An 11,506-nucleotide genomic window follows, 5' to 3' on the forward strand; every position below is an offset into this window, starting at 1 on the left:
GCGGCTCCCCCATGCCGCTATCGCACTCCGCCGCGCTGGCGGAGCGCACGCTCGAGGTCGAGGATGTAGTGGAGCTGCTCACCGTAGTCCGCCTCGGGAATTGCCACCCATCCCTCGCGTACCCAATCCGCCTCGCCGGCGCCGCAGGCGTCGCTCCCGCAGCCGCGGAGGACCTCGTGCCCCGAGGGCCGGACGGGGAGGGCGAATGGCTCATCGCTCGTCGGCCCCTCCCCGCTCATCGCGGCGCACCCCGCCGAACATGCGGCGCCCAGCACCAGCAGCATCGCGGTCAATCGCACGGCGCTCCTCCTTGATCTCCTTGCGCCGGCGCTCCACGTCCCGCCGCGCCTCCCGGCGCCGCCAGGCCGCGAGCAGGTCGCGGCCCAGCTTGGCGAGGGTCTGGAGCAGGGTGGCCCAGGGCATCTAGTCCAGCCAGTTCTCGGCGGCCGCGGCCACCTTGTCCGCCAGGGCCTCCCGGCCGCCCGGCACCAGGCGCTTGACCGCCTTGGGGGCGCTCTCCACTACCCAGTCCACGGCCTCCGCCAGCAGGTCGTTCTGAACGGCCACGTCGGCGTCCTTGAACCGCTTGCCAGCGCGGCGCTCAGCCACACGGAGACCCTCCTCGATGGCGTCCTGGAGGAAGGTGGCCAGCTGGCCGTCCCGCTCCAGGCCGAACCGCTCCGCCAGGGCTTTTACGCCCACGGTGGCCACCGCCAGCAGGACGGCGAAGACAATCTGGGTCAGGGGCTCGATGATGGGGGCCAGTTCGATGCTCATGGGGTCGGCTCCTTTTGGGGTATAGGTTCAGGCCTTGATCAGTTCGCGCCAGTCGGCGTCCGGCGCCTGGGCGTGGGGGAATTCCGTGAAGGAGGTCCAGTCCCCGGCCCACTCCAGGCCCACCTCCCGCACCAGCTCGCCGTACATCTCCCACAGCTCCCGGTCCTCCTCATCGGAGGTGCTCCACACCGGCTTGCCGCCCTCCAGGGGCACGGCGTCGAAGGCCATGCGGTAGTTGTGGATGGACTGCCCGGGCCCGGCGTAGGTGACCAGCCCGCCTTCCTGCGGCCCCACCTGGAGGAGGAGGTCGCCGAGGTCCTGGCGGCCGTGCTCCCGCTCCAGCTCCTCGGCCTTGGCCTCGATATCCGCGTAGGACCGCCCCTTGCGGTACAGGCGGGCCTGCTCCTCGGGGCTGCGGTAGGTGCAGTAGATCAGCAGCTCCAGGCCCTGCGCCTCGGCCTTCTGCTCCAGCAGCTGGGCCGGGCCCCGCACGGCCGGGGCCAGGTCCTCCAGATCACGACTCGCCATGGCGGCGCTCCTGTTCGGCGCCGATGGCCGCCAGGACCGCTTCCCGGGCCTGGTCGGCGCTCTCGGCCTCGTACAGGGCGGTGAGGTCGCCGTCCTCCACCTCGCTCAGGATCGGCTCGATGGCCTCGGCGTCGTGGGCCAGGATCTGGGCGATGTGCTCCGGAACGTCGTCGCCGGACTCCTCGCCACGCTGCTGGGCGCGCCGCAGCCGCTCCTCCTGGAAGGCCTCCATGAGGGTCTTCCGGGTCTTGCCGTCCTGCTCCGCCTGCTCCAGGCGGTCCAGGTCAGAGTCGGAGAGGGCGGGGAGCTCCGGGGTGATGTCGCCCACGGAGCTGTCCAGCAGCTGCAGGACCTCGTCGGGCTCCGGCTCCGGCTCCGGGGCCGGCGCCGGCTTGCGCCCGCCCGGACGGAGCCGGGGCGGGACCATGTGCTCCGGGAGGATGCGGGTCTCGCCCGGCTCGATGACGTAGCCCCGAACGTGCTTCGGATTCTTGCCGGGGTTGTGGACGGGGATGTCGGCCATGGCCGCCTCCTGTAGTAATTGGGTGCCCGGATTTCCCCCTCCGGGCCCGGGGGAATCGCCGCCGCTTCAGGGTGCGCGTTTCCGGTTACTCGGCCCGGGCGGTGCGGTCGGAGTCGGAGTAGGTGACGATGCTGGTGTAGGCCCGCTTCAGCTCGGTGGGCGTGTGCAGCACCAGGAACTGGTCGCCGTAGGCCTCCTTCTGCCCGGTGTAGCGGCCGTTGGAGTCCTTGGCGTTCTCCAGATCGCCCATCTGCCAGGGCCGCATCATCCGCATGCGGGTGATGCCGCGCTCGCCGATAATCGCGCGCTGGTCGCCCATCCAGAGGCCCGGCGCCTTGGTCTTGTAGTTCGGCACGTCCTTCACCCGGCCCAGGTTGCCGTCGGCCGCCAGGTCGGTCCCGGGGCGCTTGGAGTTGGCCTCGAAGCGCTTGGCCTGCTCCACGCGGGTCATGAGGTTGCCGGACATCAGGCCGAAGTCCGCCATGTGGTAGCGGTCGTCCTCCAGCACGCTCTTGCGCAGGCCGTAGCGGTAGAGGAAGCGGTCCCAGTGGTCCGCCTCGTCGGCGTCGTCCAGATCCGTGTTGAAGGCGTAGACGTTGGAGACGTAGTGGTAGTCCACCTCGAGGGTGTCGCCGTCGCTCGGGGTCCGGAGGGACCCGGTCTCGTCCACGATGCGGATCTCGCCGAGGTTGTAGTCCATCTCGTAGTAGTCCCCGGAATCCTGGTCCCCCGTGCCGTCGTACTCGTCGATGGTGTCGCCGTTGTAGGTCACGGTGATGGGGTGGCTGGTAGAGCCCACCTGGTTGCCCTGCAGGTCGTAGGTCTTGCGGGGGCGCACCACCGGGAAGTTCGCCAGCGGGAAGACGTTGTTGGTGCCGTCGAGATCGTCGGAGAGGTCCTCGCCGGTCACCTCCACAGCGCTATGCTCGTCCGCCGCCCGCAGGATCTCGTTGAAGATGAGCTGCTCGGTGTCCTCGCGGATGATCCGGCTGGCGTTGCGCTGGTTCTCGGCCACCGCCTCCCAGTTGATGCGCCCGGCGGAGGTCAGGTAGCGCAGCTCGTCGGAGACGAGGAAGGCCAGCTTCTGGGGCAGGGGGTAGGCGGTCTCGGCGGTCTGGATGACGCCGGCACGCCGGATGGCCTCGCCCTCGTAGACGCGGGTGTTGTCCCGCCCCGCCGCGTCGGTGTCGCGGTAGGAGTAGGGGATCATCATCGAGCTGGCGAACTCGGCGGTGTCGCTGTCGATGAACTGGGTGCCGATGAGCTCGTAGAGCGCCTCGCGGATCACGGTGCGCTCCCAGGAGGCGGGCACGTCCACGTCGCCCAGCTCGCCCTCGCCGCCGGCCAGGGCCTTGTGCTCCTGGTAGAGCTTCTGGCCGTGCAGGGCGTCGTACTGGGCAAGCACCTTCTCGGCCAGGGCCTTGTTGTCCGGCTGCAGGGAGCCGCCGGTGTTGCGGAACCGGCGCGCCTCGGACATCCCGGACAGGCCCAGGCGCTCGTCCATCCGCTCCTGCAGGGATTTGATCTCGTCCTGCTCGCCGGGGGTGATACGTACGCTGCCGCCGGGCCCGCCGCCGTAGCCCATGCCGGAGAGCTTCTTGGTGGCCACCAGCTGGTCCGCCGCGGCGATCTGCTGTTCCGCCAGCTTGGCCACCTGCGCCTCGGTCATCTCGGCGGTGATCAGGTCCGCGGCGCCGTAGTAGGCCTTGGCTTCCTCCTCGGAGAGGGCCTTGATGGATTCGGATTCGTCCAGCTTCTTCCGAAAGGCGCCCTGCAGGGTTTCGAGGGCCTGGGCCTGCGCCTGGCGCTTCTTCTCCCGTTCGGCCTCGCGTTCATCCAGGAGCTTGGTGATGTCCTCCTGGCTCAGGCCCTGGCCGCCGCCCTGGATGGACAGATTGATGGTGCGGCCGGCGCCGTCGTCACCGGCGGGCAGCTGCTCGGCCAGCTGTTTCCCGGTGGCCTCGAAGCTCTCCATGAGCTTGCGGGCCTGGTCCTCGTCGGTGATGCCCTCGCCGGCCTTCTGCAGACCTTCCTGGAGCTGCTTGATGACGTCCTCGGCCAGGCCCAGGTTGCCCAGCTTCTCGGCCAGCTCCTTGAGCAGCTTTTCCCACATTGCCGTGCTCTCCTCGCTGAGAATTCGCTTCACCCGGTCGCTGACCAGGGTGGGATGTTCGGTGTCGGTGCCTTCAGCGAGCTGGATGGGATCCAGCCGCTTGATGACCGGCCGGGGCGTGAGCGCGGCCCCAAGAAGGGTGGGGCCGAAGGCCTTGCCGGTCTCGTTGTCCCGGTAGTTCTCGTGGAATTCGGCGGAGAGGTAGATCATCCCCCGCTTGCGTACGGCCTCCAAGCCGTAGGACGTAAACTCCACCTCGGCGCGCAGCTTATTCCCATCCAGGAAGAGCCGGCGAATCCACCCGGCGGCGCCGTCCTGGGGCCGGTGCGAGACGTCCAGGGCCACCTCCTGGCCGTAGACGTTGTTGTCGAAGTTCTCGACCATCTGCTGGAGCATCTTCCGGCTGATCTCGAACTCCCCGTAGCGGGGATCGAAGAACGTCCCCGCCCGGGTGACCGTGACCACCTTCCGTTGCCCCTCGGCCAGCTCCCGCGCCTCCACGCGGTCACCGAGGAAGCGGATCGCCCCCTCGTGGCTGCCGGAATCCAGCAGGAAATGCCGTGCCTCTCGCATACCGCCCCCGAACGTAAAAAAGCCGAGATCGAGCGCCTCCACGCTCGATCCCGGCTTCGCTGTTCGCAGCTTACCTTCTGGGATCGCTACCTAGCCTGCGCCTCCCGCGCAAGACAAAAAAAGGGACAGGGATGTCCGCAGGGGGTTGACGGGGGTGCTACCCTTGTAACACAATGGGCCTACACTCACTGATGAGGCCGGCACAAAGCACGGCCGCAAGGGAAGAGGAGCCCACCATGAGCGAAGCCACCTACACCGTCTACTCCCTCGACATCGCCGACATGGTCTTCGACCCCGCCAGCATGGAGGCCTACGAGGACCTGCATGGCGAATCCGCCCTCCAGGACCGCATCCGCGAGGCCGCCGGGACCTACGCCGACGCCCTGCGGGAGGCCTTCGCCGCCGCCGATCTGGACGTCGAGGTGGAGGTGCGCCACAACGTAACCGGCGCCGGCTCGGGGGTCCATGCGGACAACGCGGCGGAGGAGGACCGCATCCAGGACGTAGCCAACCAAGTCCTGGAGGATATGGAGACCCTGGAGGACGTGCGGAAGGCCATGGCCGAGCACGACCGCTATGCCGCTCCGGGCAGCGAGTCCGCCCAGTGGCAGGCCTATGTGGAGGCCGCCCGGGAGGCGACCGGAACACTGGGGTACGACGAAGATGAGGCCCCGGTCACCCTGGTGACGCCCGAGTTCGCCCACTACTGGCACGCCGTAGCCCGCGGCGACTACGCCACAGCCGAGCAATACGGTGAGGTCCCCGAAGACTGGAAAGAGGCGTAACCACAGTGGCAGGCCGATTCCGCATCGATGCCCGCCAGGCGCTCCGGATCCTGGCCTACGTGGCCAGGAATCCGGGGGTGGGCCTGGGGGAGCTGGTGGACCTAACGGGGACCTCCAAGGCCACGGTCAAGCGGATGCTGCGCACCATGCGCGCCGAGCTGGGCGTAGAGATCGCCTGGCGGCCGGACCGCGACCTGCCCTCTGGCGGCGAGTACAGCATCGAGGACTGGGGGGTCTTCGACAGCCGCCGGGTCCTGGCCGATACCCCCGACAGGACCGCCCCGAAGACGCACCGAAACGCAAAGGCCTCGGCGGGGGCGCTGGATGCTTGCATCCGCTCGGTGTACCCGACGGGCGGCCCGGAGGCCGTGCTGGCCCACCTTCCCCAGTACAGCCGGTCCCGGATCGTACACCGGGCCGGGGAAATCGGAATCCGCTTCGAGGGGAGGCGCGCCAGGAAACCGTATTCCAGGGAGGAGGAAAAGATTATCCAGGAGGAATATCCACACCAAGGGGCCGCGCGGCTATCCATACGGCTAGGCCGGCCGCAGGACTCCATCCGAGCCAAAGCCCAAGCTCTAGGGGCCAAGCGGAATCAGGGGAGGGGCAGCACCGCCTCCTACAAGCTGGATGAGACGAGGGCGAGGGAGATAAAAGCCCGCCTGAACTACGGGGAGAGCGCGCGCAGGATTGCCGACGATTTCGGCCTTAGCCTGAGCACGATATACAACATAAAAAATGGGCGCACCTGGGCGCACGTGGTGCCAGCCAAGCAGCCCGAGGAGGAATGAGATGGCCCGAAAAGCCAGCGTATACATCGGCGACGAACTGGAGACCGCACTGGAGGAGCGCCATGGGGCAAGCGATTCCGTGTCCGGCCTTATCAACAAGATGGTGGACCGGTACCGGGAGGTTTGCCGGCGGGAAGCTCCCCCGCTGACCCCGCAGGCCTGGTGCCTGCTGTTCGACGTCCTGAACGGGGTTTGGCTGCAGCCGGCCTCCATGGGCGTGCGCGGGATCCCGATGGAGGTGGAGGACGGCATCGCCATGAACGGCTTGGCTGAGAAGTGGGGTGTGGACGGCGAGGCGCTGAAAACGCGCCTGGCGGAGGCCGACTTCGCCGAGCTGACGGCCATCGCCGACGCCGCGGAGCGGTTCTGGGCGCGCCACCGGGACCTACCCAGCGAGCCCACCGAGATTGTCGCCGCACTCAACCTGCCGAGCGAATAAGCCCTACCGGGACGGCCACCCAGCGCTTGCACCGGCACTTGGCCGTCCCGCTCTCCGGGTGGACGCACCGCGCCCGGATCACCTCCCCGTCGTAGACCACGTGCCCGCACTCGCAGACCACCCGCTGGTCCAGCTCCCGCCGCTCAGATGTCGATGCCGCGCTGCGCATACCGCTCCCTCAGTACGTGCCACGGGGTGAGGATATCGTCCGGCTCCAGGATACCGCGCTCCAGGGCCTCCCGTTTCTTCTGGCTGCCCAGCACCGCCTCCTGGCGGCTTGCCGGCTGGCGCTCGAGCCAGGACAGGGCATCGGTCTGTCCCTGGCGGTCCTCGTCGCGCACCTCGTCGGTGAAGACGATGGTGACGTAGGACAGGGTGTTCGGGTGCGCCGGCCAGGGGCAGGAGTCCCGGTCGGGGTAGACGCCGGGGCCCAGGCCGTGGAGGTTGGCGGTGGCGTGCATGTCGCACTCGTCCGGTCGGGGGTGGGCCGGGCTCAGGTTGAACTTGTGGCCGCCGAAGTCCGGCTGGTCCTCGGCGCCGGCGATGTAGGCCTCGCCGTGGGCGCGGTTGAGCTCCGTCCGGAATAGGCGCATGGCGTTGTCCCGGGGATTGCCCCGGGCGGTCATGAGCTGCTCCCCAGTGACCCGCGCCACCCGGTCCGCCTTGGCCAGGTCCTGGCGGGCCCGGATCTCTTCCGGCACATCCTCGCCCCGATCCAGGAAGTCCTGCGCCGCCTGGCTGGCGCTCTTGCCCTGTGCCACCGCGTCCTTGATGGACTTCTCCACCGCCTCTTGGGCGCCCTGGTTGATGCGCCAGATCCGGTCCGAGAGCTGCAGGCCGTCCGCCGCGGTGAACTCCCGCACGAACCGCACCGCCTCGTCGGCGATCCGGGGCGCGGCCGCGCCGGTGGCCGCCGCGAAGGGCTCGGCGCCCAGCGTTGCGGCCTGGGGCAGGGATTCGTCCAGGAGGCCCTGCTGCGCCTCGGCGAGCTCATCGAGGCGCTGCTCCGCCTGCCCGAGGAGATCCTGCAGCACCTCCTGGCGCAGGGTGTTATCCCGGTCGGCGTAGTCGTGGATGGCGCTCCTGATGTCCTCGGCGGCCCGGCGGTAGATGCGGTCCAGGTCCTCCAGCGCGGCGCCGTCCAGCTCGTTCATCCGCTCCTGGGCCTTCTGGGTCGCCTCCCGGATGGCGGCCCGGACCTCCTCCCGGTCCTCGGCCAGCGTCACCGCCTCGGCGGCCGCCTTGGTCTCGCCGGCGGCGCGGATGCAGGCCTGCACTGCCTGCTCTTCGTCTCCGGTGCGCTCCAGCACCTCGTTGGCCGCGTCCACGCAGCGCCGGCGCTGGGCGACGGTCCAGTTCTTGGCGGGCGGCGGGGGATTGGTGACGGTCCAGGGCATCAGATTGCCTGGAAGATGGCCAGCTTCGTATCGTCCTGCATCTCGGCGCCGTGATGTTCCATGCCGATATAAAGGGTGTCATGGACCTCCTTGGCGGCCAGCCCCTCGGGCCGGGCCACCACAAGGTAATCACCGCAGCCCATTTCCTCGATCCTCTCCAGCTCCCGCTTCAGCTCATCAACTCGCATGGTCATGGTCAGCTCCTCACGCTCACGTCGGTAGAAGATTCGCCCTTGCGCCGGTTCCCCGGCGTCACGCTTACCCGGTTCCCCCCGCCTCCGGATTCCTCCCCGATCTTGGACGGATCGGGGTAGGGGTCCCCGGCCTTGCGCTCGGCCTCGAGACGCTCCACCTGCTCCTCCGGATCGAGGCCGGCCGTCTCCCAGACCGTGGTGGCCGGCGCGCCCAGCGCCTGGTACTTCAGGGCTCGGTCCGCCGCCTGGTTGGCGGTCTCGGTGCGGCGCTCGGCGAACACCACGCGCACGTCGGCCGCGTCCGGGTTGATCCCCCGCAGCAGCAGCTCCAGGGAGAAGCCGAGCTCGTAGACGAATGCGAGGGCATCCTGCAGGGCGTCCAGCTCGTCGTAGAAGTCCTGCTTCAGGTCCTCGAGGATGTCCCGGTTCAGGTCGCTGGCGTAGCCGAACAGCCCCTTCGGCGCCGGGGCGCCGGCGAAGAAGGTGTCCAGCAGGTGCGCCACGTCGGCGATCTGGTCCAGGTTGGCGTCCCCCTCCAGCGCCGACACCGACCCTTTCTTGTTCATGTAGTAGTCGGTGACGTTGCCCTCCATCTGCTCCCGCTCGATCTCGGCCCGGTAAGCCTCCAGCTCCTCCTGGGTAGCCCCCTCCAGCACATGAGCCTTTCTCTGAGGCGCCCGGGACCGGCGCCGGATGACTAGGTCCTCCTCGGTCATGGCGAGCTTCTTCCACGGGCCCCGGGCCGCATCCAGGTAAGGGCGGCCGAAGCTGCCGTAGTCGTCGTAGTTGTCCGGGGTGAGCCGGACCATGGACAGGGCCCAGAGGGGGAAGGTGGCCAGGACCTGGCCGCTGGACAAATCGTATTGCTTGTAGGCCCGGCGGGGGTCCTCGAAGCGGCCGGAGGGCCCCACCTGCGGCATGATGGTCTCGGTGGGCATCCGCACTCCGTTGGCCACGCGGTTCTCGCCATCGAGCACCCACTGGAGGGGCAGGTTTCCCTCCATGATCAGGCCCCGGGCATCACTCTCCAGCTTTTCGCGCCGATGCAGCCCCAGCCGCCGCACGTATTGATCCCACAGGCGCTGGATCCGCTTGGCGCCCATCGGCGCCCGCAGCTGCAGCCCGCCCTTCACCGCGGCCCGACTCATCCGGCCGTGGATCTTCTTCACCCGGGGGTCCTCCCGGTCCATGCGCCGGATGTCGTGGATGCAGGCCCGCAGGTCCGGGTCCGTCCACATGGCGCGGTAGAGGTACCGGGTGGCGTTCTCGGGCGTGGCGCGCCGGCCGACCTCGGACCCGCCGCCGGGGAGGTAGCCGGTGCTCCGGAGCGCCTTGTCCGCAGCGGGCTGGGGCAGGGTAAAGCCGAGCTGGCGGTACCGGGCTTGAATGTCGCGTAGATCCGGCATGGATCACTCCTAGTGCGAGGCGAGCAGCTCCTGGCGGCTGCGGGATGCGGTGAGCACGGTGGCCGCGGCCGGGGCGGCGCCGCGGGTGACGTAGCCCCAGATGGAGGCCAGGTAGGCGTCGAACAGGTCGTCGCCCACCGTGGGGTTCGCCATCTTGTAGCTGGAGTAGGAGGCCTTGGTCTCCACCGGCTTCACGTTCGGAAGCTGGCGCACCAGGGCGCGCATGTCCTGGAGGGCCGGGTCCTCGTAGTCGTGGTCATCCACGTAGGGGATGGCCGCCAGGCCGTTGTTGAAAGCGGAACGGGTGGCGGTGGCCATCTGGTGCTTGGTCATACCCTCGAAGCGCACCGGCGAGAAGACCCACTCCGGCCAGGTACTGGCGGTGCTGTCGCCTTCGCCGATGGTGCGGCGGTCGATGCTGGTCAGGCCCTCGGCGTAGAGCTCGTCGTTCAGCTGGGCGATCATCCCAACGCCGTAGGCGTCGCCGTGGGCCACGTCCGGCATGAAGTACCGCCAGATGGCCTTAAGGCCGTCCTTCACCTGGGCGTCGTCGGCGCCGGGCGGCCAAGTCTTGGCGTACAGAGTGCAGACGAAGTTGCCCACTTGCTCGTTCACCACACAGGCGTGGCGGGAGGCCTGGGGGTCCTCGCCGTGGCCGCCGGCGTCGTAGCCCAGGGACACCAGGCCCCGCTTGGGCCGGATAACCCCGGGCATGGGCTCCTCGATGGGGAGCCCGGCCTGCAGGCCCACGTGCATGGCCTGGCGGACCCACTTCTCCCAGATCAGGTTCCGGGCGGAGATGTTGCGGCACAGCAGCTGCCGGATGTACTCATCCGGCGAGAGCTGCTCCCGCATCTCCTGCATGAATCCCTCGTTCAGGATTCCCATCTCCATACCCAGGTAGACGTCCACCACGGGCAGGATGTCGTAGTGGCCGCGGTCCACCAGGTCCGACAGGGTGTCCGCGCCCTTGAAGACGCCGGTGATGCGCACCTGGGGATCGTTTCGGGACTCTTTCGAGGCCCCCAGGCGGCGGGTGGCGCCCATCATGAGCAGGAACCGGGAAAAGAGGCGCTCCTTGGGCATATCGTCCACCTCCTCGAGGGAGGCGGCCGTCAGGTCGCCGCCGTCCACCTGGGCCATGATGCCGTAGGCCTTCGCCTGGGACCGGTTGGCGAAGCGGTAATAGGTGTCGGCCAGCTGGCGGCGCCCGCTGCGGTAGTCCAGGTGGGCGGTGAGGATCTCGGAGCGGCGGATGGCGTCCAGGTGGTAGCCGAGGTTAATCAGGGACTGCGCCTCCCGCGGCGCCACGATGCCCAGCTCCTGGTCCGCCTGAGTGGCGTTGTGCTCCAGGAGGTACATCTCCTTCACCGCGGTCTTGCCGGTGCGGCGGCTGGAGTAGTCGATGGTGTTGGGGTGCTGGTCCATCTCCTTCATCTTCAGGATCTGCGCCGGATCCAGCTCCACGTTGTGGACGTGCTTGTGCCACAGGCCGTGGTCGCCGGCGTACCGCTGCACCTCGCGCTCCGCCACGGTCTGCATCCGGATCCGCTGGGCCGCGGAGACGCGCTCAGCCATCCTCGCCGTCCCCGTCCGCCGCCTTGTGCTCCAAATAGACCGGGTCCTGCTCGGAGCGCTGGCGGCTGCGCTCGATCATGGACGTCAGCCCCTCCAGGGCCTGGGCCTGGCGCTGCTGGTACTCCAGCAGGGATTCCTGCTGGTCCGCCTCCTGATCGAGCTGCCCGCGGAGGACCTCCTGGTCGTCCTGGACCTTGGGGGTCATGCCCATGTCTTCCAGGGTCATCTTGTTGCGGGCCACGTACTCCAGCAGGGGCTTGAGGAGGGGGTGGGCCTCGGTCTTCCAGACGATATGCTTCTCGCCTGTTTCCGGGTCGACGTAGTCCACGATCCCCTGGTAACCGTTCTTGGCATCCACCCACCATTCTGGGCTGTGCAAGGTCACCCCTTGGGCGGTGATAG

The 11,506-nt window shown here is 68.6% G+C and carries 15 protein-coding genes; 3 read left to right on the plus strand and 12 right to left on the minus strand.

Translation table 11 applies throughout. The annotated features are described in order from the left end of the window. Nucleotides 1–17: 17 nt before the first annotated feature. The 6 genes from ACLFRB_RS06820 to ACLFRB_RS06845 form a co-directional block, all read right to left on the minus strand. Nucleotides 18–239: a hypothetical protein gene (locus ACLFRB_RS06820; RefSeq protein WP_411068261.1), complete on the minus strand. Its 222-nt coding sequence runs from the start codon at nucleotides 237–239 to the stop codon at nucleotides 18–20. Then, a complete protein-coding gene (locus ACLFRB_RS06825; protein WP_411068262.1) occupies nucleotides 211–423 on the minus strand; it encodes a hypothetical protein in 213 nt (70 codons plus the stop codon). Before ACLFRB_RS06825 ends, ACLFRB_RS06820 begins: the two co-directional genes overlap by 29 nt. Further along, entirely contained in the window at nucleotides 424–777 is a 354-nt protein-coding gene (locus ACLFRB_RS06830) for a hypothetical protein (protein WP_411068263.1), read from the minus strand. Between the two features lie 27 nt (nucleotides 778–804). After that, a complete protein-coding gene (locus ACLFRB_RS06835) occupies nucleotides 805–1,305 on the minus strand; it encodes a M15 family metallopeptidase (RefSeq protein ID WP_411068264.1) in 501 nt (166 codons plus the stop codon). Further along, entirely contained in the window at nucleotides 1,292–1,828 is a 537-nt protein-coding gene (locus ACLFRB_RS06840; protein ID WP_411068265.1) for a hypothetical protein, read from the minus strand. Before ACLFRB_RS06840 ends, ACLFRB_RS06835 begins: the two co-directional genes overlap by 14 nt. Nucleotides 1,829–1,913: 85 nt before the next feature. After that, the gene (locus ACLFRB_RS06845) at nucleotides 1,914–4,514 is read right to left on the minus strand and encodes a hypothetical protein (RefSeq protein WP_411068266.1); all 2,601 of its coding nucleotides are present in this window, start codon (nucleotides 4,512–4,514) and stop codon (nucleotides 1,914–1,916) included. 236 nt (nucleotides 4,515–4,750) lie between these two features. On the opposite strand from ACLFRB_RS06845, the gene ACLFRB_RS06850 reads away from it, so the two are divergent. The 3 genes from ACLFRB_RS06850 to ACLFRB_RS06860 are packed head-to-tail and all read left to right on the plus strand — an operon-like array spanning nucleotide 4,751 to nucleotide 6,529. Then, nucleotides 4,751–5,299, plus strand: coding sequence for a hypothetical protein (locus tag ACLFRB_RS06850; protein WP_411068267.1), 549 nt, complete (start codon nucleotides 4,751–4,753; stop codon nucleotides 5,297–5,299). 5 nt (nucleotides 5,300–5,304) lie between these two features. Beyond that, nucleotides 5,305–6,090 carry a helix-turn-helix domain-containing protein gene (locus ACLFRB_RS06855; protein ID WP_411068268.1) on the plus strand — a complete coding sequence of 262 codons (786 nt, stop codon included), beginning with the start codon at nucleotides 5,305–5,307 and terminating at the stop codon, nucleotides 6,088–6,090. A 1-nt stretch (nucleotide 6,091) separates the two neighbouring features. Beyond that, the gene (locus ACLFRB_RS06860) at nucleotides 6,092–6,529 is read left to right on the plus strand and encodes a hypothetical protein (RefSeq protein WP_411068269.1); all 438 of its coding nucleotides are present in this window, start codon (nucleotides 6,092–6,094) and stop codon (nucleotides 6,527–6,529) included. Here the strand turns inward: ACLFRB_RS06860 and ACLFRB_RS06865 are convergent. The 6 genes from ACLFRB_RS06865 to ACLFRB_RS06890 all read right to left on the minus strand — a co-directional run. Continuing rightward, complete coding sequence (locus tag ACLFRB_RS06865) at nucleotides 6,510–6,698, minus strand: hypothetical protein (RefSeq protein ID WP_411068270.1); 189 nt, start codon at nucleotides 6,696–6,698, stop codon at nucleotides 6,510–6,512. The two genes, ACLFRB_RS06860 and ACLFRB_RS06865, sit on opposite strands and share 20 nt — an antisense overlap. Further along, nucleotides 6,673–7,926, minus strand: a complete 1,254-nt coding sequence (locus ACLFRB_RS06870; protein WP_411068271.1) for a hypothetical protein — start codon at nucleotides 7,924–7,926, stop codon at nucleotides 6,673–6,675. The genes ACLFRB_RS06865 and ACLFRB_RS06870 overlap by 26 nt, the downstream gene beginning before the upstream one ends. Further along, entirely contained in the window at nucleotides 7,926–8,120 is a 195-nt protein-coding gene (locus tag ACLFRB_RS06875; protein ID WP_411068272.1) for a hypothetical protein, read from the minus strand. Before ACLFRB_RS06875 ends, ACLFRB_RS06870 begins: the two co-directional genes overlap by 1 nt. Before the next feature lie 2 nt (nucleotides 8,121–8,122). Continuing rightward, a complete protein-coding gene (locus ACLFRB_RS06880; RefSeq protein ID WP_411068273.1) occupies nucleotides 8,123–9,526 on the minus strand; it encodes a hypothetical protein in 1,404 nt (467 codons plus the stop codon). Nucleotides 9,527–9,535: 9 nt separating this feature from the next. Next, nucleotides 9,536–11,104, minus strand: coding sequence for a hypothetical protein (locus tag ACLFRB_RS06885; RefSeq protein ID WP_411068274.1), 1,569 nt, complete (start codon nucleotides 11,102–11,104; stop codon nucleotides 9,536–9,538). Then, nucleotides 11,097–11,506, minus strand: a 410-nt coding sequence (locus ACLFRB_RS06890; RefSeq protein ID WP_411068275.1) for a hypothetical protein, incomplete at its 5' end; no start/stop codon positions are given. The genes ACLFRB_RS06885 and ACLFRB_RS06890, both read right to left, overlap by 8 nt.

Origin of the sequence: Thiohalorhabdus sp. (assembly GCF_046545655.1) — a bacterium.
Classification (GTDB): domain Bacteria; phylum Pseudomonadota; class Gammaproteobacteria; order Thiohalorhabdales; family Thiohalorhabdaceae; genus Thiohalorhabdus.

Coding starts and splice junctions, on each gene's coding strand:
- ACLFRB_RS06865 (WP_411068270.1), bottom strand. CDS start 6,698: ATGCGCAGCGCGGCATCGACATCTGAGCGGCGGGAGCTGGACCAGCGG.
- ACLFRB_RS06870 (WP_411068271.1), bottom strand. CDS start 7,926: ATGCCCTGGACCGTCACCAATCCCCCGCCGCCCGCCAAGAACTGGACC.
- ACLFRB_RS06830 (WP_411068263.1), bottom strand. CDS start 777: ATGAGCATCGAACTGGCCCCCATCATCGAGCCCCTGACCCAGATTGTC.
- ACLFRB_RS06880 (WP_411068273.1), bottom strand. CDS start 9,526: ATGCCGGATCTACGCGACATTCAAGCCCGGTACCGCCAGCTCGGCTTT.
- ACLFRB_RS06885 (WP_411068274.1), bottom strand. CDS start 11,104: ATGGCTGAGCGCGTCTCCGCGGCCCAGCGGATCCGGATGCAGACCGTG.
- ACLFRB_RS06820 (WP_411068261.1), bottom strand. CDS start 239: ATGAGCGGGGAGGGGCCGACGAGCGATGAGCCATTCGCCCTCCCCGTC.
- ACLFRB_RS06835 (WP_411068264.1), bottom strand. CDS start 1,305: ATGGCGAGTCGTGATCTGGAGGACCTGGCCCCGGCCGTGCGGGGCCCG.
- ACLFRB_RS06825 (WP_411068262.1), bottom strand. CDS start 423: ATGCCCTGGGCCACCCTGCTCCAGACCCTCGCCAAGCTGGGCCGCGAC.
- ACLFRB_RS06860 (WP_411068269.1), top strand. CDS start 6,092: ATGGCCCGAAAAGCCAGCGTATACATCGGCGACGAACTGGAGACCGCA.
- ACLFRB_RS06850 (WP_411068267.1), top strand. CDS start 4,751: ATGAGCGAAGCCACCTACACCGTCTACTCCCTCGACATCGCCGACATG.
- ACLFRB_RS06875 (WP_411068272.1), bottom strand. CDS start 8,120: ATGACCATGCGAGTTGATGAGCTGAAGCGGGAGCTGGAGAGGATCGAG.
- ACLFRB_RS06840 (WP_411068265.1), bottom strand. CDS start 1,828: ATGGCCGACATCCCCGTCCACAACCCCGGCAAGAATCCGAAGCACGTT.
- ACLFRB_RS06845 (WP_411068266.1), bottom strand. CDS start 4,514: ATGCGAGAGGCACGGCATTTCCTGCTGGATTCCGGCAGCCACGAGGGG.